Origin of the sequence: Streptomyces sp. HP-A2021, assembly GCF_022807935.1 — a bacterium.
Classification (GTDB): Bacteria; Actinomycetota; Actinomycetes; order Streptomycetales; family Streptomycetaceae; genus Streptomyces; species Streptomyces afghaniensis.
On record NZ_CP094344.1, the window covers coordinates 627,444 to 646,151 of the forward strand.

Below are 18,708 nucleotides of genomic sequence, written 5' to 3' on the forward strand. Positions count from 1 at the left end.
GAAGCGTGGTCGGGCGAGGGCCGACGCCAGAACCGCCGGCCCTCCGGAAACAAACGGGCACCTGCCGACCCCGGACGCGTCCCGGTGACTGGCGCCCGCAGCCGGCTCAGCCGGTGATCTCGATGCGGTGTGCCTTCCCCTGCTCGGTCTTCAGGACGCGCACCGTGAGGATCCCGTTGGTCAGATCCGCGCTGATGTGCTCGGTATCGGAGTTCGGGGGCAGCGTCGTGCGGTAGTCGAACTGCCCGATGCGGCGGGTGTGCCTGCGTACCGCCCCTGCGTGTTCCTTCACTTGCCGCCGTCGGTCACAAGCGCCAGCCGACGGCCTGACGGGTGCTCGGCCGGGACGCCCCCACGCCCTCGATGTCGCGCTCGGCGATGTCCAGCAGTTGCTGGGCGAGTTCTCGCATGGCCCGGCCCGCCGCCAGTTCGTCGCCGATCTCCGGCACGTTCCTGTCCGCCGGATGACGGTGCGCGGTTCCATGGCCGGTGAGCTCCGTGGTGCCGGTGTCCAGCACCACATGTGCCTTCGTCGCTCCCTCGTCGTCCTCGAAGAGGTGGAGACGAACCTTCCATTCCACCGTATGTGGCATCACTTTCCTCCTCACTGCGATCCGGATGCGGCCCGTCATGGACGCGCGGGCCGTGCGTAGGGAGCCGACGTCTGCTCGTCGATGCGGCGCCGGACGCGGCGGGCGAGTGCGCTCAAGTGCTCGGAGGCCGTCGCGCGGGGCGCGACCGGGTCCAGTATCCGGCGGGCGGCCGGTGGCAGACCGGCCAGATCGGCGGCAAGTCTCTCCCGGCACGCGTCGAGCGTGGGCCTTCCACCGGTTCGCTGCCCACCTCGCATCACCGTCTCCAGCAGCGGGCTGCCGTCGCCGGGCGACTGCTCGTCGGCGAGACGGATCACGTCGGCGTATGCGGTGCGGCGGAACACCTGCTTGGGGCCGGGTGCGGTCACTTTCGCCGACGACAGCTTCATCACCGGGCGCCCGTCGTACTCCACCATCTTGTACGCGGAGTCCAGGTACGGGGCGTCGGCCGAGACCCCGACCCGGGTCCCGACGGCGTAGGTGTCGATCGGCGCTCCGGAGCGGACCAGATCGTCCACGGCGTACTCGTCGAGACCCCCGCTGGCGATGATCCGTACCTCGGGCAGGCCGACGCTGTCGAGGGTGGAGCGTGCCCGGGCCGCCAGGGCACCGAGGTCGCCGCTGTCCAGCCGTACGGCCGAGCCGGGACCGCGGGCCGCGTGGTCGAGGTCTCGCAGGACTCGCGCCGCGACGCGGATGCCCTCCTCGGTGTCGTAGGTGTCCACCAGCAACGTCACGGGGCCGGGGTGGCAGCGTGCGAACGCGCGGAACGCTTCTTCCTCCGTGGCGAACGCCTCCACGTAGGAGTGGGCCATCGTGCCGACGGCGGGGATGCCGAGAGCCGTAGCCGCGGCCACGTTGCTGGTGCCGGCGAAGCCGGCCATCGCAGCGAGCCGGGCGGCCTGGAACCCGGCCTGCGGGCCGTGCGTGCGCCGCAGGGAAAAGTCCACGACCGGATGCCCGGCCGCCGCGAGCACACAACGCGCGGCCTTAGAGGCGATGGCCGTCTGGTGGCTGAGCTGGTTGAGCACGTACGTCTCGGCCAGCTGCGCCTGTGGGAGAGGGGCGGTCACCTCCAGCAGCGGCTCTCCCGCGAGCACGATCCGGCCCTCCGGTACGGCCCGCACGTCACCCGTGAACTCCAGGCCGAGCAGGGGCTGAAGATCCCGCGGAGGCCGGTGCAGCACGGACGCGAAGGCGTCGACGTCCTCGGGGCCCACTCGGAGGCCGGACAGGTAGTCCAGGGCCGACTCCAGTCCTGCGGCGACCAGGAAGCCGCGCTCAGGAGGAAGGTCGCGGACGAAGAGGCTGAAGGTGGCCGGGCCGGTCATCCCCTCCCGCAGGTAGGACATGGCCATCGTCACCTCGTACAGATCGGTGGTCGTGGCTTCGGACATCGACGTCGCCTCCTCGTGCACGTCCGGTCTCTGCCCTCACCGGCGGAAGCGCGCGGACCACAGGGGCTCCACCAGATTCCACTCGGCGTCCCACTGTGCGTACCTTCTCCGGTTCAGCACGCGGTGCATGCCCGCACGTGCCGCGAAGAACCCGCCGACCACTCCGACCGCGGCCATGCCGCCCACGAACCAGCCGTTGGTCCTCGCGGTGAGTGTGGTCATCGGCGGGCTGGTGATGGTTCCCTCCCGGTCCAGCCACACCGGCACGGTGGCCCCTTCGGGCGTCCCCGACTTCACGAGGGTCGTTCCCGTCCGCACCGTGCCGTTGTCGTCGGTCCAGCGGACCTGCGCCCGTTGCTTCCCGTCCGTGGCGACGCCCTTGACGTCAGACGTCAGCCGGGCGGCGACCTCCTGCCGTTCCGCCGACTGGGCTTGCACGGTGCGTATCGACGACTCGTACGCTGTCAGCCCCGCGCTGAGCGCTGCCGCCGGCAGTCCGAGGACCAGGACGAACATCAGGAAGCGGCGGATCCAGGTTTCGAACCTGTCGCACGGACGGATCAGGGGGTTCGCCCCCTTGTGCGGGCGTTCCCTGCGCGACGGGGATGGGCCTGACGCGTACGGCGAATCCTGTGCACTCATAAGTCGGCCTCCAGCAAGTCGCTGGTCCCGTTTCCCCACCGCTTGGTACCACCATCGGACAACTGCGGACGTTCGGTCACAGGGCCGAAGGTCCCTGCTGGGCCGACTTCCGGCCCGCTTGGGGCCGACCGTCGACGTGATCCGTCCCTGCCGGGTTGCGGTCATATCCGGGGAACAACCGCGATCGGGCACGGCGCGTGATGCAGTAGCGCGTGGTTGGTGAGGCCCAGTTGCAGGCCCAGGTGCCCTTGTCGTCTGCGGGCGCCGACGACCAGCAGATCCGCCTCCGACGCGGCTTCCAGCAGTGCCTGGCGTGCCGGTCCCTCGATCACCCGTCGGCTCACCTGGGCGTCGTGGTATTGCTCCTCCGGGGTGCGCAGGGCGTCGTCGAGCACCTGCGCCGGCGACCGGCGGTGGGCTTCCAGGGCGTACCAAGAGGGGGCCTGAACTGTGGTGAGGACACCCAACTGTGTGCTCCAGGCATGCACAGCGACCAGCCGGCAGCGCCGCACCTGGGCCTCGCGGAGGGCGAACTGCACGGCCGTGCCGCTGCCCTCGCCCTCCTCGACACCGACGACCACGCTTCCGAACCGGGCATTCCGGTGCTCCGCCGCCCCCCGCACCACGACGACCGGGCAGTCCGCGCGTGCCGCCACGGCGAGGCTGACCGACCCCAGGAGCATCCCGGCGAGGTCTCCGAGCCCCCTCGAGCCGAGCACCAGCGCAAAGGCGTTGCGCCCCTTGTCGACCAAGGCGGAGGCCGCGTCGCCGTGCAGCACCTCGCTCGACAGCCGCACCGTGGGCGCCCCATTGACGGCACGTTCCGAGGCGTGACCGATGACGTCGGACACCTCGTGATCTCGCGGCGCCGCGTGCAGGAGGTGGAGTGGCACTCCGTGCCGGACCGCCTCGTCGGCGGCCCAGTCCACCGCCTCCAGGCTCGCCTCGGACCCGTCGACGCCGACCACCAGGGGAATCGTCATCGCCCCTGCCTCCTCTCCGGCCGGCCCGCCTCCGGTCCCCTCCCTTGCGGGTGCACATGCGCCGCGGAAGGGATTGCGGTACTCCTCGAATGAGGAACGCGCCACGCTCGGGATGTCGGCAACATCCGAACAGTCCGGCAAATCAGACTCGTCAGCCGCCATTTCCAGCTTGCTATGAGACGGAGGCCGCTGCCATGCAATCAGTCCTCACCGTGGGCCTCGACGGTTCACCCGAGAGCCTTGCGGCCGCCCGCTGGGCAGCCGACGAGGCCGAGAAGCGCAGGCTCACCCTGCGCCTGCTGCACGCCTGGCCGATGCTGGTACCGGAACCGGCCCGTCTCCCCTCCGAAGTCGATCAGAACTACTGGGCGAAGCGTCTCGTCCACACCGCGCAGGCGGAGCTTGAGACGCGCCATCCGGGCCTGTCCATCAGCGGGAGCCTGGTCGCCGAGGACGTCCAGAACGCCCTACTGCAAGCGGCCTCGGAGTCCGAGGCGCTCGTGCTCGGTTCACGAGGGCTGGAGTCTGTCGCGAGTTACTTCCTGGGCGACGTCAGCATGCCGGTCGTGGCACGGGCCCAGCGGCCGGTGGTGCTGGTCCGCGCCGACACCGGCGAGGACGGGCCGGTCCCGGCACCCGCGAGTCGCGTGGTCGTTGCACTGAAGCTGCGTGATTCCTCGGAAAGTCTGCTCGACTTCGCCTTCCACACGGCTGCGGCCAGGGGCGTGCCTCTTCTTGCCGTCCACGGCCGAAGCGTGCCACTCCATGCCCGTGTGCCCTGGGGTGTGGACCACGACGTCACCGAGGAGATGAAGCGGGACGCGCAGAAACTCCTGAGCACGGCGCTCCGCCCTTGGCGTGAGAAGTATCCGCAGGTGGACGTGACCGACAGCATCCGTTTCGCAAGCCCGGCCAAGGCCGTCGTACAAGCCGCCGAAGACGCCGTGCTGCTGGTCGTCGGCCGCCGCGAACACCGTCCCGGTCTGGCGCCCCACCTGGGTCCCGTCGCCCAGGCCGCCATCCACCATGGGCGCTGCCCTGTCGCCGTCGTCCCTCATGACTGAACCTGGCCGCAGTGAGACATCGGTTCGGTCGGCGTCGCCGGACGACGCGTCAGTGCCCCGCTCCGGTGCAGGGCACCATGGCGAGCCGCTGCCGCGCGCGGAGGTGTACGAGACGCACACCTCCGTCGTGTTCTTCGTCGGCGACCGCGCCTACAAGCTCAAGAAGCCGGTGGATCTGGGATTTCTCGACTACACCACGCTGGCGTCTCGCCGAGCCGCGTGCGAACGCGAAGTTACTCTCAACCGCCGCTTCGCCCCCGACGTCTACCTGGGTCTGGGCGAGATCCGCAGCCCTGACGCGGAAGCGCCCGAACCGCTCGTGGTGATGCGCCGCATGCCCGCGGATCGCCGCCTCTCCCGGCTGGTGCGCGAAGGGGCCGCCGTCGACGACATCCTGCGGGGCCTCGCCCGGCAGGTCGCGACGTGGCACGCGGAGGCCCCCCGCGGCCGGGACGTGGACGAACAGGGCACGCGGGATGCGCTGTCGTCCCGCTGGGAGGCCAGTTTCGATCAGGTCCGCGCGCTGGCCGCCGACGGCTTCGTGCCGGACGGCGTTGCGGAGGTGGGGCGGCTTGTGCGCCGCTATCTCGCCGGGCGCGAGCGTTTGTTCGCCTCACGTATCGAGCAGGGGCGGGTGGTCGACGGTCACGGTGATCTGCTCGCCGAGGACGTCTTCAGTCTCGACGACGGTCCTCGGGTCCTGGACTGCTTGGAGTTCGACGACCACCTGCGCTACGTCGACGGTCTCGACGACGCCGCCTTCCTCGCCATGGACCTGGAACAGCTCGGCGCCCCGGAGGCCGCCGCGTACTTCCTCGCCCAGTACAGCGAGTACTCCGGCGACCCCGCACCCCCTTCCCTGTGGCACCACTACGTCGCCTACCGCGCGTTCGTCCGCGCCAAGGTCTCCCTGATCCAGGCACGCCAGGGCGCGCCGGACGCAGCGACGGCGTCACGACGGCTGGTCTCGACGACGCTGCGCCATCTGCGTACCTCCGCCGTGGGCCTGACGCTGGTCGGCGGGCTGCCGGGCAGCGGGAAATCCACCCTCGCCGGAGCTCTGGCCGACCGGCTGGGGGTCACGCTGCTCAGCAGCGACCGCCTCCGCAAGGAGCTGGCGGGCATCCCCGCCGAGCAGTCTGCGGCCGCCGACTACGGCGAGGGCCTGTACACCCCCGAGTGGACGGCCAGGACCTACGCCACCCTGCTCGACCGTGCGTCCGCCCTGCTGTCCTCCGGTGAGTCCGTCGTGCTGGACGCCACCTGGTCCGATGCGGGCCAGCGCGAAGCGGCACTGCTCGTGGCCGAACGCACCAGCGCCGACCTGGTGGCCCTGCACTGCCACGTGCCGGGCGACGTGACAGCGGCCCGCCTGGCCACGCGGGCCGCCGGAATCTCCGACGCCGGCCTCGACATCGCCACCGCCATGGCGGCCAGGGAACCGCCATGGCCGGAGGCGATCGCGGTCGATACCAGCGGCCCGCTGGACTCCGCGGTCGCCCGGGCGCTGACAGCCGTGCGCCCGTGGGGCTCCAGCCAGGCCCCGGTCTTCCGCCGCCCCTACATGGAGCCGGACTGAGCGGGCGGTGGACCCGCGTATATCCGGGACCGGCTACCGGCCACCGGGCTCCCGGCGGCCACCAGAATTCGCGGGATGTTGCGCCGCCGACCCGGCCGGGCTGACGGGCCGGTTCTCGCTGATCGACGCAGCGGCAGCTCCTCCATGCGGTCATGAACACCGGCCGAACGACGAGACGACGGATCCCGCCGTGCCGGCGGTCCGACGGGCTGATGATTCCGGTTGCCCGCACATCCCTCGGGAGTGACCGTGGAGTGCAGGAGCGAGTGAGTATCGTGCGAGCGCTCGTCTACCACGGCCCCGGACAGATCTCCTGGGACCCCGTCCCGGACCCCGCGATCGAGGAGCCGACCGACGCGATCGTGCGCGTCGACGCCACCACCGTCTGCGGAAGTGACCTGCGCATCCTGCGGGGCGATCTCCCCGAGGTGAAGCCGGGGACGGTCCTCGGGCACGAGGCCGTCGGCGAGGTTTTGGAGGTCGGACGCGACGTCCACCACGTGCGTCCTGGGGACCAGCTGATCATGTCGGCCGTCTCGGCCTGCGGCCGCTGCCGGGAATGCCGTGACACCAAGCTCGGGCAGTGCAGCGAGGGCGGTGGATGGCTTCTTGGCAATCTGATCAACGGGACCCAGGCCGAGCTGGCGCTGATTCCCCTCGCCGACCACTCCACCCACCGGCGGCCGTGGAAGGTCCCGCTCAACGAAGCGGTCCTGCTCGCCGAACTCCTCCCCACGGCCTACGAGTTCGGGGTACGGAACGGCCACGTGAGCCCGGGCGACACCGTGGTCGTGGTCGGGGCGGGTCCCGTCGGTCTCGCCTCGGTGATCATCGCACGGCTGTCCTCGCCCCGGCGGATCATCGTGGTGGACCTGTCCGCCGCGCGGCTCGAAGCCGCCGCCGGTGTGGGGGCCGATGCCGCCGAAGTGCCCGGCAAGGTGATCGCCGAGCTGTCCGAGGGACCGGGTGCCGACGTGGTCATCGAGGCATCGGGCGAACCGGACGGCTTCGTTCTGGCCACCCGCGCCGTCCGTACCGGAGGGCACATCGCCAACATCGGGGTGCACGGCAAGCCGGTGACGCTGCATCTCGAGTCCCTGTGGCGCGAGAACCTGACCATCAGCACCGGCCAGGTGGACACATCCCCCACACGGTGGTTGCTGGAGCTGGTGAGGTACGGAGACCTGCCCATCTCCGGACTGGTCACCCACACCCTCCCCCTCGACCGGATGAAGGACGCCTACGAGGCGTTCGCCGGCGGCACCACCACGGGCGCTCTCAAGGTCGTACTGCACCGCGAGTGACAGACCGGCCAGCAGGGGCCCGAACGGACCGACCCGTCCCCAGGTCGGGGCCGCCCGGCCCTACAGCACGCCGATGATGGGTGGTGCCATGGAATTGAGCCGAGGGCCACAAGGAGACACGGAGAAGCGGAGCAGAGCCGCGCACCGTGTGATTCGGGCCCGCAAGAAGCGGGCGGCCCCCGGCTCCATGGCGTCGGCCCCAGGCCGACGCCCTCCCTAATCCGGAATTAAGAGCGGTCCGTTGGCGTCATCCGCGACGGAGCTGCTCGAGTGGTGGCGGCCCGTGCGGTACCGAGTGGATGCAAGCGGGCGGCTTGGCCCATGAGGCCTTCGGACAGACGGGGCACGTCTCGGCCCGCATCGGCCGCCACCACGAACCGATGGAAGCCACCGGAACACTGGATGAGCCGACGCCCAGCTCACAGCGAGTCTGAAAGATGTTGGCGCCCGCTGGCGCTGGGCGGACGCTTGACGTCCCTCCCGGCCTGCGATGCCTACCGAAAGATCGGCGACGCCCAGCGCCACCGAGCGTCAACACCATTTCGAACATCACTCGTTGGTGTTGGTGGTGCGAGCCCACTCCACGGTGACCTCTCACGACGCCCGAGCCCCGAGCTCCCGCGAAGACCGAGGCCCGCGGGGGGAGCTGGTGCCACGAACAGCTACTGAGGTGGCGGACCGGCCGTGAGGGGCTGAGTCCTGGGATTAGGTCGCTGCGTGGCCCGCGTGAACTCGCGAACGATCAGCAAGAGCATGACGGAGGGGGCAAACTTGATCTACTGCGGTATCGACTGGGCCGAGCGCACGCACGACGTAGCCCTGGTCGACGAGAGCGGCCAACTGCTCGCCAAGCGGCACATCACCGACGACGCGGCTGGCTACAAGATCCTTCTGGACCTGCTTGCCGACCACGGCGACTGTGAGGACAACCCGATCCCGGTCGCGATCGAAACCTCCCGGGGACTGCTTGTGGCCGTGCTGCGAACCGGTAAGCGTCAAGTGTTCGCCATCAATCCGATGGCCGCTTCCCGCTACCGCGATCGGCACTCCGTTTCCCGCAAGAAGTCCGACCCCGGCGACGCCCTGGTCCTGGCGAACATCTTGCGCACCGACATGCACGCCCACCGGCCACTGCCGCAGGACAGTGACCTGGCCCGCGCCGTCGCAGTTCTTGCACGTGCCCAGCAGGACGCCGTCTGGAACCGCCAACAGATCGCCAACCAGCTCCGCTCCTTGCTGCGTGAGTACTACCCGGCTGCCCTGGCAGCCGTGGAGACCTGGAAGAAGGGCCTCTGCCGACCCGAGGCCCACGAACTCCTCCGCCTCGCACCCACACCGACGCGAGCCGCAAGACTGACCCGCGCGCAACTCCGGTCGGCCCTCAAGCGGGCCGGCCGCCAGCGCGGCATCGAAGCGGAAGCCGACCGCCTCCACGAGATCCTCCGAGGCGCCTGGGCTCATCAGCCGCCGCTCGTCGAGGACGCTCTCGGCAAGCAGATGCTCGCCTTGCTCATTCAGCTTGAAGCCGCCTCCAAGGCTGCCACCGACCTCGAAGAGGCGGTGGACGAAGCATTCCCTCAGCACCCGGATGCTGACATCATCCTCAGTTTCCCCGGCCTCGGCGTCCAGCTCGGCGCCCGGGTGCTGGCCGAGATCGGTGACGACCGGCAGCGCTTCTCGGACGCCCGTGGGCTGAAGGCCTATGCCGGCGCGTCACCCATCACGAGGGCGTCCGGCAAGAAGTCCAGTGTCACCAGGCGGTGGGTGAAGAATGACCGTCTCAACCATGCCGGCTACCTATGGGCCTTCTCTGCCATCAGCGCCTCTCCTGGCGCCAAGGCGCACTACCGCAGGCGCCGTGACGACCATGGTGACTGGCACGCAGCGGCCCAGCGCAACCTCTTCAATCGCATGCTCGGCCAGCTCTACCACTGTCTCCAGCAGCACGAGCTGTTCGATGAACAGACGGCGTTTCCTACTACTGCCGAAGCTCTAGAGGCGGCGTGACCAGGCTGCAGGGCGTGAATAGGTGGCTGTGTTCACGAGTTTCGGTTCTGGCACAGCTTCCGCGCAACGGCCACTCTGAGTGACGGCTGGGCTTCTCAGGGCGGCACTGAAGTCGCCCGAGCCGGCGACACCCATATGATCGTCGGGCTGATCGCTAGAGGGGGAACATGTTGCGGGCCAAGAGGGCAGTCCAAGGGATATGCGCGGTTGGGGCGATCTTGTCTCTGTTTGGGTGTGGGTCCGGGGCCGGCGCTAAAGAGCACAGGCCCACCCAGGGCGACACGCCGTCGCCTCAGTCCGTCAGGGCCCTGGACAAGGATCAAGTACGGGCGGTGTTACCGGACTCGGACGCCGTGCCTCCCGGTTGGGAGAAGTCCGGCACGCTCCGTCTCCACGGTGCCAACCCCGAAGACGGCGGTAGCTTGGCTTACGGCACCCAGGGTTACGCTGCGACCGACCTCGAAGGCACTGTTGGATTCGGTCTCCAATCTTTTCGGACGAGGGCTCAGGCCATCGGCAGATACACGGAGAGCAAGTCTCAGATGGCAAGCGCTCAAGTTGGGCCCGCACAGATCCCGGACGTCGATGCAGCGTTCACGGCCTCCTACTGCATCGGCAAGAACCATTGCAGTACCTCGATCACCCTCCGCCTGGACTCTGTATTTGCCTACGTGAACATCAACACGGATGGTCCAGCCGCGGCCGACGCCAAGATCTTGAACTCTGTCACCCGCATGTTCGCCCAGCGCATCCGGCAGGCACAGAATGGGCAGCCACCATCGGCAAAGGCAACATGAAACGGTAAGAGTCTAACTCTGCGCAGTCACTACACAGAAGTTGAGCCAGAACCCATTTACATGGACAAAGCCAAATAGGCTTCCGCGCATGGGCAGTGACTCTTTTCCCTACAACCGGTTCCTTGGTGAGTTTCAGGAACTGGCACATGGTCGCCCCGACGGCCCTGCACTTCGCGACTCGGTCCGCGACCACGCCGCCCCGGACGAGGAGAAGCTGGTGCAGTATCTCCGTTCAGGATCTGCCCTTGCCGTCACCGGATCACCAGTCCATGACGCGCTGAGCAACGAACTCATCGGCGCGTTGGAGCTGCACACTGACGGCGAGTGGTTCTGGTACTCAGACCTCGCTCACTACGTCGAGCGCTACCACGTCCCGCTGGACGAGACCTTCGTCGATCACGCACGCGCACACCACTGGACTCCACCCAAGCTCTCCCCGGAAGACCTCATCCAGATCGGAGACACTCTGGACGCGGTGCTCGATGCCGAAGACGCCGGAGACACGCATGGCTTGACGAGTTAAGGGCCTGAGGTGTCTTTCGGGCCGTGTCCTCCGGCCGAAGTGCAGGCGGGCCAGGCTCGACGACTCTAGATATTGTGGGCAATTCCGGTAGGAGCACCGACGTACTGGGAAACCATTCGCATCGCGGTACGCACCGAGACGGTCAACTGGTCGTCGCTGATCGCCGCGGCGGTCTCGCCATCGGGCCGGTCATGACCGCTCGCCGGTCGGCATTCATACGCTGAGCGGCCGCCAGTGAATTGGTGGGCAAGGCGAGGCCCCCAGTCAGGACTCCGGCGAGGAGCTGACGCCAGTCTTCGGGGCTGTCGGACGTGGCCTCGGCGCGCTGAGGGACACGAGAGAGCGCCCAGGTCACAGGGCAGCCCCGAAGGTGCCGTCGGGGAGGCGGGAAGGACTCCTGATGCTGATCGCCGACACACCGGCCGCCGATGCCGTCCGTCTGTCTCATTCGGAGCCCGGATGGGTGAGCGTGTTGTCGCTCGTGCGGTCAGCGAAGTAGTCCTCGATATTGCGCACGGTGGTCTCGGCGATCTGGCCTACGGCGTCCTGGGTGAAGTACGCCTGATGTGAGGTGACCAGCACGTTGGGGAGGGTCATCAGCCGGGCCAGGCGTTCGTCGGTCATCACTTCCAGGGACTTGTCGAGGAAGAAGACCCCGGCCTCCTCCTCGTACACGTCCAGGCCCACCTCCCTGAGGCGGCCGGCGCGCAGGGTGGTCAGCAGGGCGTCGGTGTCGACCAGGCCGCCGCGGCTGGAGTTGACCAGGACCGCGTCGTCCTTCATCAGGGCCAGGGCGTGTGCGTCCACGAGATGGTGGGTGTCCGGCAGTAGCGGTACGTGCAGGCTGATCAGGTCGGATTCGGCGAACACCCGCTCGCGCGGGACGTACTCCATGCCGAGGGCCAGGCAGGCGGGGTTCTCGGCGACGTCCCAGCCGAGCAGGCGCATGCCGAAGCCGTGGGCGATGAGGGCAAACGCCGTGCCGATCTTGCCGGTGCCCATGACTCCCACCGTGCGGCCGTGCAGGTCGCGGCCCATGAGCCCATCGAGCCGGAAGTCGAACTCGCGGGTGCGGTGCGCGGCCCGTACGATCCGCCGGCCCACTGCCAGGGCCAGTGCCCAGGCGAACTCGGCGACCGAGTAGGGCGAGTAGTACGACACCCGGGCCACCGTCAGACCCAGCTCTCGGGCCGTGGCCAGGTCTATGTTGTTGTAGCCGGTGGACCGCTGGGCGATCAGCTTGGTGCCGTGCTTGGCCAAATGGCGCAGTACCTCGGCGTCGAGGGTGTCGTTCACACTGCTGAGCACGACCTCATGGCCTGCCGCGAGGGGAACGGTGTCCCGGTTCAGGAAGAGGTTCAGGCAGCGCAGATCGTGGCGGTCGGCGAACGCCCTGGCGAAAGTCTCCCCCAGCAGTGGCTGCTCGTCGGCCAGGACTCCGTACGCGATGATCTCCACAGGGGCCTCCCTGTTCTGTGGGCCAGGTGCCCTTGCGGACCAGGCAGTCGTCGGACCAGCCGGGCCTGGGCGTAAGGACTCTGTCAGCACAACCCGGTGTGCCGTATGCGCAACAGTCCTCACACACGCTCGGGCACCACAGCGACCGGACATGCGGCGTGGTGCAGCACCGTGTGGGCGACCCTGCCGAGTTGCAGTCCAAAGTGCCCCGGGTGGCGCCGTGCCCCCACGACCAGCAGCTCCGCACCGTGGGAGGCATCCAGGAGCACCTTCCGGGCGGAGCCTTCGGCCGTGCGCTTGAGCAGTTCCACGCCCGCTGGGGCGTCGTGCAGCGCGGCGTCCAGCGTTTGCACTGCCCCCTCCTCATACGCGTGCACCGGCCTTTCCCCGAGCAGCGGATGGTCGATGGCCTCGCTCGCCGGACGCCGCCAGGCGCGTATGGCCTCCACCAGGGCGCCGCGTCGCTCTGCCTCCTCCAAAGCGAAGCGGACGGCGTTCGCGGTTGCCGCCTCCGCTCCGATACCCAGAACGATGCGACGAGGCGTCCCGCTCCCGTCGTCGTGGCCGCCACGGACCACGATCACAGGGCAGTCGGCCTGTCCCGCCACGGTCAGGCTGACGGAACCGAGTAGCAGCTCGGCAACATCACCGCGACCGCGGCACCCCAGGACCAGCACGGATGCCTTACGTGCCTCACGCACCAGAACGGGCGTCGGCCCGTCCGGTATCACCTGGGTGGACACTTTCAGATCAGGTACCCGCTTCCGGGCACGTTCGTGTGCGGCCGCTACGAAGACACCATTGAGGATCTGCTCCGACCTGTCCCCTCCAGTGGCGAAGACGGCGCGTTCGTACCGCTCCCACAGCGAGGCGTACACCACCCGCAGCGGCAGCCCGCGCAGCGCGGCCTCATCCGCTGCCCAGTCCACGGCGCTCAGGCTCGACTCAGAGCCGTCCACGCCCACGACCACGGGAAGATCCATCGCTCTCACCGCCCTGCGCAAAGGCTGAAGAAGGCTCGCCGAACGTCCGGGTCACTGCCCCCTTCATCATCCCCGACTCCTCACAGGTGTGTCAGTCGCGCGGAGCGGCAGCGCCGGGCGCGGCGGCAAGACGCAGCACCGAGCGTGTACGGGGCGCAATTCCTGCTCCACGCCTGTTCCGGCTCGGCCGCGCCGACGCGGCACTCGCGCTGCGCACCTGCACATCCGAGGTGCTGCTGCATCGCTCCGCCGCAGCGGACCTCCTGATCATCGGAGCCCGGCGCAGGCACGGCCACTTCAGCCTCCATCTGGGCCGGGTGGGGCACACGCTGTTGCATCACGCGGACTGCCCGGTGGCGATCGTGCCGCAACGGGACCGACCATGAAAACACACCCCCCCGTCCGGCTCGGTCCTACTCTCCAGGGAGCACGCATGACGATTCACGTCGGGATCGACGGCCTCGGTCGGCACGGCGACGGGTGCGGCTCCGGCAAGCGGGCTGCTCGTCCTCACCGCCCACACGGCAAGGCAGCGGCCGTGAACGCCCCGCTCGCCGGATCCCCGGCATCCCGCACCTCAGTCGCGCCCTTGCTCCGGGACGTCCGAGCCGTCGTCCTCGACACCGACGGTGTGATCACGGACTCGGCCCGGGTGCACGCTGCGGCGTGGAAGACCGCATTCGACGCCTTCCTGCGCGAGCACCCGCCCGAGAACCCCGACCTGCGGCGCCCGTTCGACCCGCAGGACGACTACCTGCGGTACGTGGACGGCAAATCCCGCATCGACGGCGCCGCCGCCTTCCTGGCCTCACGAGGCTTCGCGTCGTCGGCCGAGATAGTGCAGGCCGTCGCCGCAGACAAGGAACGGCTCTTCACGGAGCAGCTGCGCGAGCACGGTGTCGACGCGTATCCCGGCACGGTACGGCTGGTGCGCGCACTGCGCCGGGCCAGGGTGCCCGTGGCCGCCGCGTCCGCCTCCCGCCATGCCCGTGAACTCCTGGACCACGCCGGGGTACTGGACCTCTTCGACGCGCTCGTCGACGGAGGTGAAGCGGCCCGGCTGGGACTGCCGGGCAAGCCGCAACCCGACCTGTTTCTGGAGGCGGCCCGCCGCCTCGGTGTCCCCGCCGACCGTGCCGCAGTCGTCGAGGACGCGCTGGCGGGCGTCGAGGCGGGCCGTCGCGGGGGGTTCGCCCTCGTGGTCGGCGTGGACCGGACCGCCGGCCCGGACACCACTGAGAGGCTGCTGCGACACGGTGCCGACATCGTCGTACGGGATCTCGGAGAACTGCTCGCGGGAGGAGCACCGACGTGACGGGCTGGATCTGGGAGTACGAGGGCTACGATCCCGCGGACGGACGTCTTCGGGAGTCGCTCTGCACGCTGGGCAACGGCTACTTCGTGACCCGCGGGGCGCTCCCCGAGTGCGCCGAGCGCGGTGAGGTGCCCAGCGCGGAGAAGACCTCACCAGCGGGGAGACCCGGTACCGCAGGACGCGGGCTGGAACTGGACGTGGCACCGACCGCCTCGTCGCTCCCTCTGTCCGGTACCAGCGGGCCCGAGCTCGCCTGTTCGCCGCTCATGATCGGCAGCGCTCTCGTCGTGTGACAGGCCGGCCGGCGAGGACAGGGCCGTCCGGGAGACGGGTCCCGGGCCGTTCGCTGCCTCACGCCGGGACCGTGATGACGGGGCAGCGGGCATGGTGCAGTACTCCCTGACTGACCGAGCCCAGCAACATGCCGGTGAACCCTCCGTGCCCCCTGGTTCCCACGACCAGGCCCAGGGCGTGTTCCGAGGACTCCGTCAGGACCCGCACCGGGTGTCCGCGGACGACCTCGTGGTGCAGCTCCACTTCCGGATGCGACGCGGTGCGGCCCGCGACCGTCTCCGAGAGCACCCGGCGGCACTCCCGCACCGCGGCTTCCTCATCGAGGACACCGAGGAGCGGCGGATGCCACACGTACAGGGCCCGCAGGAGCGCTCCGCGCAGGGCCGCCTCCTCGAACGCCACATCCACCGCCGCGGCCGAATGCGGGCTGCCGTCGACGCCGACCACGAAGTACGCAGGCTGCTGGGTGACATGCTCCGGCTCCGGCACAACCGCGACCGAGCAGGGAGCGTGGGCGGTGAGCGGGAGCACCACAGAAGCGGACGAGAACATCTCGCGCCGCCTGCTCAGGTGCCAGGAGCCCACCACTACCAGGGCGGCGCCCCGAGCCTCCTCGCGCAGGACCCACGCCGGCTCTCCTTCCGCCAGCAGCGTCGACACCTCCACCGCCGGACGCCGGGACTCGACAAAGGCGACCGCCTCCTTGAGCACCTGCTCACCCAGCCCGTGCAGCGCCCGGTTCCACTCCTCCCACGACGGCCGCGCCTCCCCCGACCGGTACCCGCCGGTCGGCACACCCTGGGCATGGACGAGCCGCAGCGGCAGGTGACGTCGGTCCGCCTCGTCGGTGGCCCAGGCGAGGACCAACCGCTTCGAAGGGTCCGGGTCGACGCCCACCACGATCGGCCGACGCCCGTCCGCACCAGTCATGGCGCCTCCAGGGATCTCCCCGCCGCCCGTCCGTTCACTGTTCTTCCAGCCTCACCCCCTGCCGTCGGGTGCCGCCACGCCACGGCTGCCGGGCGCGCGGCCTGTTGGCTCGTCTGTTTCCACCGCGCGATGCGGGGTGTCGCAGGCTGGTGAAGGCTGGAAGGAAGGCGGCGGTGCACCAGTGCCGGCCGACCCCTGCGGCGGTCAGGACCGGCCGCCAGGCGAGAAGGAGAGTCCGTCGTGGCGAATCCGGTCGTCGTGGGAGTGGACGGCTCGCCATCGAGCCTGCACGCGGTGGAGGTCGCGGCACGCGAGGCCGGTCTGCGCGGCGTGGGCCTACGGCTCGTGCACGCCTTCGGGTGGCCGTCGATGCACGTACCGCCCGGCGGCCCCCCGTGGAATCCGGCTGCGGCGGGGGTGCGTGAGCTGGTGGACGGCACACTGATCGAGGCCGAGCAGAGGGCCCGCAGAGCAGCGCCACAAGTGGAGACAACGCGAGAGGTCACCGTCGGTGAGCCGCTGATGGTGCTGGAGATCGAGTCGCGTTCTGCGGCGCTCGTCGTGGTCGGCAGCCGCGGGCTGGGCGCGTTCGGCAGCCTTCTGCTGGGCTCCACCGCCGTGCACCTAGCCGCGCACGGCCGCTGCCCGGTGCTGGTGGTGCGCGGCCGGCCGGACCCGAACGGTCCCGTGCTGCTGGCGGTCGACGGCTCACCGGCGGGCGAGAAAGCCGTCGAGTTCGGCTTCGCCGAGGCATCTATGCGCGGCGTGGACCTGGTGGCCCTGCACGTGTGGAACACCTGGAGCGAGCGGGCCTACGAGGGTCCTGGTGATCCTCTGAACGTGGTCGTGGACATCGAGCGGCTCCGCGAGGAGGAGCAGCGGCTGCTGGACGACACGCTGTCTCCATGGCAGGAACGCCATCCCGGCGTCACCGTACAGCGGCGCTTGGTCCGGTCCCGGGTCCGCCCGGCCCTGATCGAGGCCAGCCGCGAGGCACAGCTGGTCGTGGCCGGTGCCCGCGGCCGCGGCGGCTTCACAGGACTGCTGCTCGGCTCGGTCAGCCAGGCCCTGCTGCACCACGCGCACTGCCCCGTCGCCGTAGTACGTGGCGGAAAGCGGGAGCGCTGACGGGCCATGACCCGTGAGCGACGCCTGCGGCGGCTGCCGACGCCGCAGTACTCATACGTGCTGCGGCACGACCGCAACAGGGCACTGGGCGTGGTGCAGGAGTGTGTGGGCCACCCGGCCGAGCTGGAGCCCGAAGGGGTCCTGCCGTCGCCGCGCTCCGACGATCACGAGGTCGGCTGCGGCTGAGCGGTCCACCAGCACCTTACGGGCGGGCCCCTCCACCGTCGTGCGGCGCACCCGCACGTCCGGGTGGTCGGCGACCGGGCCGCGGAGCAGCTCGTCCGCCTGGGCTCGGGCCCGCTTTTCGTGGTACCGGGCACCTGTCTCGGCGAGCGCGGCCACATCTGCGGTTTCGTGCGCGGGGCAGCGCCAGGCCCGGACCACGTCGAGAGTGCACCCACGTACCTCGGCCTCACGAAGGGCGAACCACGCCGCTTCTCCGCCGACAGCGGGGTCCCCGGCCCCGAGGAGGATCCGCTCGTGGGTACCGGCCAGGCCGGCCTTGTCGCCCCGCACCACGATCACCGGACAGTGCGCGCGGGCCGCGACGGCCAGCCCGACGGAACCGAGCAGCAGTCCCTTCAGCTCGCCACGGCCCCGCGAACCGGTGACCAGGGCGCAGGCGTTGTTGCTCTCCCGCAGAAGCGCGTCCTCCGCTTCGGCCGGGAGGACGTCGGTGGACACCTTCACGTCGGGGTTGCGCCGCCGGGCCCGCTGCGCCGCGGAGGCGACGATGTGGTCGGCCATCACCTGCTCCGACGGGCGTCCGGTACTGAGTGACGGGGTGATGCCCTCGTAGCGCTCCCAGAGGGAGGCGTATACCAGCCGCAGCGAAAGTCCGTGCCGGGCGGCCTCATCCACCGCCCAGTCGAGCGCCACCAGGCAACCGTCCGATCCGTCCACGCCCACGACCAAGGGCAGGTCCAGCCTCATCGTTCCCACCGCCTCACTGTCGGGCAGTCTGCAGGTTCACTCTCACCGTCACCCCCGGAACAGCCGGTCGCGTGGGGGCTGTTCGGTCCCTGCCGGGGACGCTCGGCCCAACGGTCAGGCCCGCCCGTGACTGGCCAGCGGGCTCGCGGGCGGGCGCAAGACCGCATGCCGGGCATGAGCCGCTCTGGGGCGCAACCACTCAACCGCCGTTCCCGCCGGGGGACCGGCAGCTCCTGGAAACACGAGGGTCCACCGGAAGAGCGGATCCGCTGCGAACCCGTTGTGCGACTCGCGGCACATTCATGTGCGACTCAGGGCACTGTCACGCTCAGAGGCTCCCGCACCGGGGCGACTCGGGTGCCGGGCCCCGTCTCCAGCACCGGCATCGTGATGGTCAGGACACCATGTTGGTACTGCGCCGTGGCCTCGTCGCCCTTCGCCCCGGTCGGCAGCGGAGTGTAGTGGCCGTAGAGGAACTGCTTCTCGGCGGCCACCACGCTGCGCTGGGCGCGCAGGGTCAGGACACCTCCTCTGATAGTGATCTCGATGTCCTCGGCGTCGACTCCCGGAAGCTCGGCCAGCAGCACATACGTCCCGTCGGTCAGGCGCTCTTCCACGTGGATGGCGCGCGTTTCGCGAACGGTGTCCATCACAGGGAAGCTTGCCTCCGCCCAATCGGTCGGGGCGGACATCACTGGCAGGCCGGCGAGCCTCTCGATCGTGCTGGTCATTTCGTTCACCTCTTCTCCAATAACAGCGTCTTCCACCGGGCACTGTG

18 protein-coding genes and 2 pseudogenes are annotated in these 18,708 nt (G+C 69.7%); 10 read left to right on the top strand and 10 right to left on the bottom strand.

The window, feature by feature from the left end; translation table 11 throughout:
* Window positions 1-106: 106 nt before the first annotated feature.
* The 5 genes from MQE23_RS02990 to MQE23_RS03010 all read right to left on the bottom strand — a co-directional run bounded on the left by MQE23_RS02990 (window position 107) and on the right by MQE23_RS03010 (window position 3,615).
* Window positions 107-292, bottom strand: a complete 186-nt coding sequence (locus MQE23_RS02990) for an Hsp20/alpha crystallin family protein (RefSeq protein WP_020271351.1) — start codon at window positions 290-292, stop codon at window positions 107-109.
* 13 nt (window positions 293-305) lie between these two features.
* Entirely contained in the window at window positions 306-593 is a 288-nt protein-coding gene (locus tag MQE23_RS02995) for a DUF1876 domain-containing protein (protein WP_037668046.1), read from the bottom strand.
* Window positions 594-628: 35 nt separating this feature from the next.
* The gene (locus MQE23_RS03000) at window positions 629-1,990 is read right to left on the bottom strand and encodes a nicotinate phosphoribosyltransferase (protein ID WP_037668044.1); all 1,362 of its coding nucleotides are present in this window, start codon (window positions 1,988-1,990) and stop codon (window positions 629-631) included.
* Window positions 1,991-2,026: 36 nt separating this feature from the next.
* Entirely contained in the window at window positions 2,027-2,632 is a 606-nt protein-coding gene (locus tag MQE23_RS03005) for a hypothetical protein (protein WP_037668042.1), read from the bottom strand.
* Window positions 2,633-2,793: 161 nt separating this feature from the next.
* Window positions 2,794-3,615 (bottom strand): universal stress protein, encoded by an 822-nt coding sequence (locus tag MQE23_RS03010; RefSeq protein ID WP_020271347.1) that lies wholly within the window; start codon window positions 3,613-3,615, stop codon window positions 2,794-2,796.
* Window positions 3,616-3,809: 194 nt separating this feature from the next.
* Between MQE23_RS03010 and MQE23_RS03015 the strand changes: the two genes are divergently transcribed.
* The 6 genes from MQE23_RS03015 (at window position 3,810) to MQE23_RS03040 (ending at window position 10,889) form a co-directional block, all read left to right on the top strand.
* On the top strand, window positions 3,810-4,679 hold the full coding sequence (locus MQE23_RS03015; protein WP_037668040.1) for a universal stress protein: 870 nt from the start codon (window positions 3,810-3,812) through the stop codon (window positions 4,677-4,679).
* Between the two features lie 103 nt (window positions 4,680-4,782).
* Window positions 4,783-6,258, top strand: a complete 1,476-nt coding sequence (locus MQE23_RS03020) for a bifunctional aminoglycoside phosphotransferase/ATP-binding protein (RefSeq protein WP_020271345.1) — start codon at window positions 4,783-4,785, stop codon at window positions 6,256-6,258.
* A gap of 275 nt (window positions 6,259-6,533) precedes the next feature.
* A complete protein-coding gene (locus tag MQE23_RS03025; RefSeq protein WP_020271344.1) occupies window positions 6,534-7,562 on the top strand; it encodes an alcohol dehydrogenase catalytic domain-containing protein in 1,029 nt (342 codons plus the stop codon).
* A gap of 753 nt (window positions 7,563-8,315) precedes the next feature.
* A complete protein-coding gene (locus tag MQE23_RS03030) occupies window positions 8,316-9,569 on the top strand; it encodes an IS110 family transposase (protein WP_037668039.1) in 1,254 nt (417 codons plus the stop codon).
* Window positions 9,570-10,111: 542 nt separating this feature from the next.
* Window positions 10,112-10,366, top strand: coding sequence for a hypothetical protein (locus MQE23_RS03035; RefSeq protein ID WP_128092509.1), 255 nt, complete (start codon window positions 10,112-10,114; stop codon window positions 10,364-10,366).
* Between the two features lie 88 nt (window positions 10,367-10,454).
* Window positions 10,455-10,889: a hypothetical protein gene (locus tag MQE23_RS03040; RefSeq protein WP_020271341.1), complete on the top strand. Its 435-nt coding sequence runs from the start codon at window positions 10,455-10,457 to the stop codon at window positions 10,887-10,889.
* Window positions 10,890-11,333: 444 nt separating this feature from the next.
* Here the strand turns inward: MQE23_RS03040 and MQE23_RS03045 are convergent, their stop codons facing one another.
* Both MQE23_RS03045 and MQE23_RS03050 read right to left on the bottom strand, forming a co-directional pair.
* A complete protein-coding gene (locus tag MQE23_RS03045; protein ID WP_020271340.1) occupies window positions 11,334-12,347 on the bottom strand; it encodes a 2-hydroxyacid dehydrogenase in 1,014 nt (337 codons plus the stop codon).
* A gap of 119 nt (window positions 12,348-12,466) precedes the next feature.
* Complete coding sequence (locus MQE23_RS03050) at window positions 12,467-13,330, bottom strand: universal stress protein (RefSeq protein WP_020271339.1); 864 nt, start codon at window positions 13,328-13,330, stop codon at window positions 12,467-12,469.
* Window positions 13,331-13,560: 230 nt separating this feature from the next.
* Here MQE23_RS03050 and MQE23_RS03055 point away from each other — a divergent pair.
* The 3 genes and pseudogenes from MQE23_RS03055 to MQE23_RS03065 all read left to right on the top strand — a co-directional run.
* Window positions 13,561-13,716: pseudogene (locus tag MQE23_RS03055) on the top strand (universal stress protein); the annotation flags it as partial.
* A gap of 47 nt (window positions 13,717-13,763) precedes the next feature.
* A complete protein-coding gene (locus tag MQE23_RS03060) occupies window positions 13,764-14,645 on the top strand; it encodes a beta-phosphoglucomutase family hydrolase (RefSeq protein ID WP_082319805.1) in 882 nt (293 codons plus the stop codon).
* A pseudogene (locus MQE23_RS03065) lies at window positions 14,642-14,758 on the top strand (hypothetical protein); the annotation flags it as partial. The gene MQE23_RS03060 and the pseudogene MQE23_RS03065, both read left to right, overlap by 4 nt.
* Before the next feature lie 238 nt (window positions 14,759-14,996).
* On the opposite strand, the gene MQE23_RS03070 reads toward MQE23_RS03065, so the two are convergent.
* Window positions 14,997-15,869: a universal stress protein gene (locus tag MQE23_RS03070; protein ID WP_037668036.1), complete on the bottom strand. Its 873-nt coding sequence runs from the start codon at window positions 15,867-15,869 to the stop codon at window positions 14,997-14,999.
* 240 nt (window positions 15,870-16,109) lie between these two features.
* Here MQE23_RS03070 and MQE23_RS03075 point away from each other — a divergent pair, with 240 nt between their 5' ends.
* Window positions 16,110-16,997: a universal stress protein gene (locus MQE23_RS03075; protein ID WP_020271335.1), complete on the top strand. Its 888-nt coding sequence runs from the start codon at window positions 16,110-16,112 to the stop codon at window positions 16,995-16,997.
* A 51-nt stretch (window positions 16,998-17,048) separates the two neighbouring features.
* Here the strand turns inward: MQE23_RS03075 and MQE23_RS03080 are convergent, their stop codons facing one another.
* Window positions 17,049-17,930, bottom strand: coding sequence for a universal stress protein (locus MQE23_RS03080; protein ID WP_020271334.1), 882 nt, complete (start codon window positions 17,928-17,930; stop codon window positions 17,049-17,051).
* Window positions 17,931-18,241: 311 nt separating this feature from the next.
* Window positions 18,242-18,661, bottom strand: coding sequence for an Hsp20/alpha crystallin family protein (locus tag MQE23_RS03085; protein ID WP_037668034.1), 420 nt, complete (start codon window positions 18,659-18,661; stop codon window positions 18,242-18,244).
* Between the last annotated feature and the right edge of the window lie 47 nt (window positions 18,662-18,708).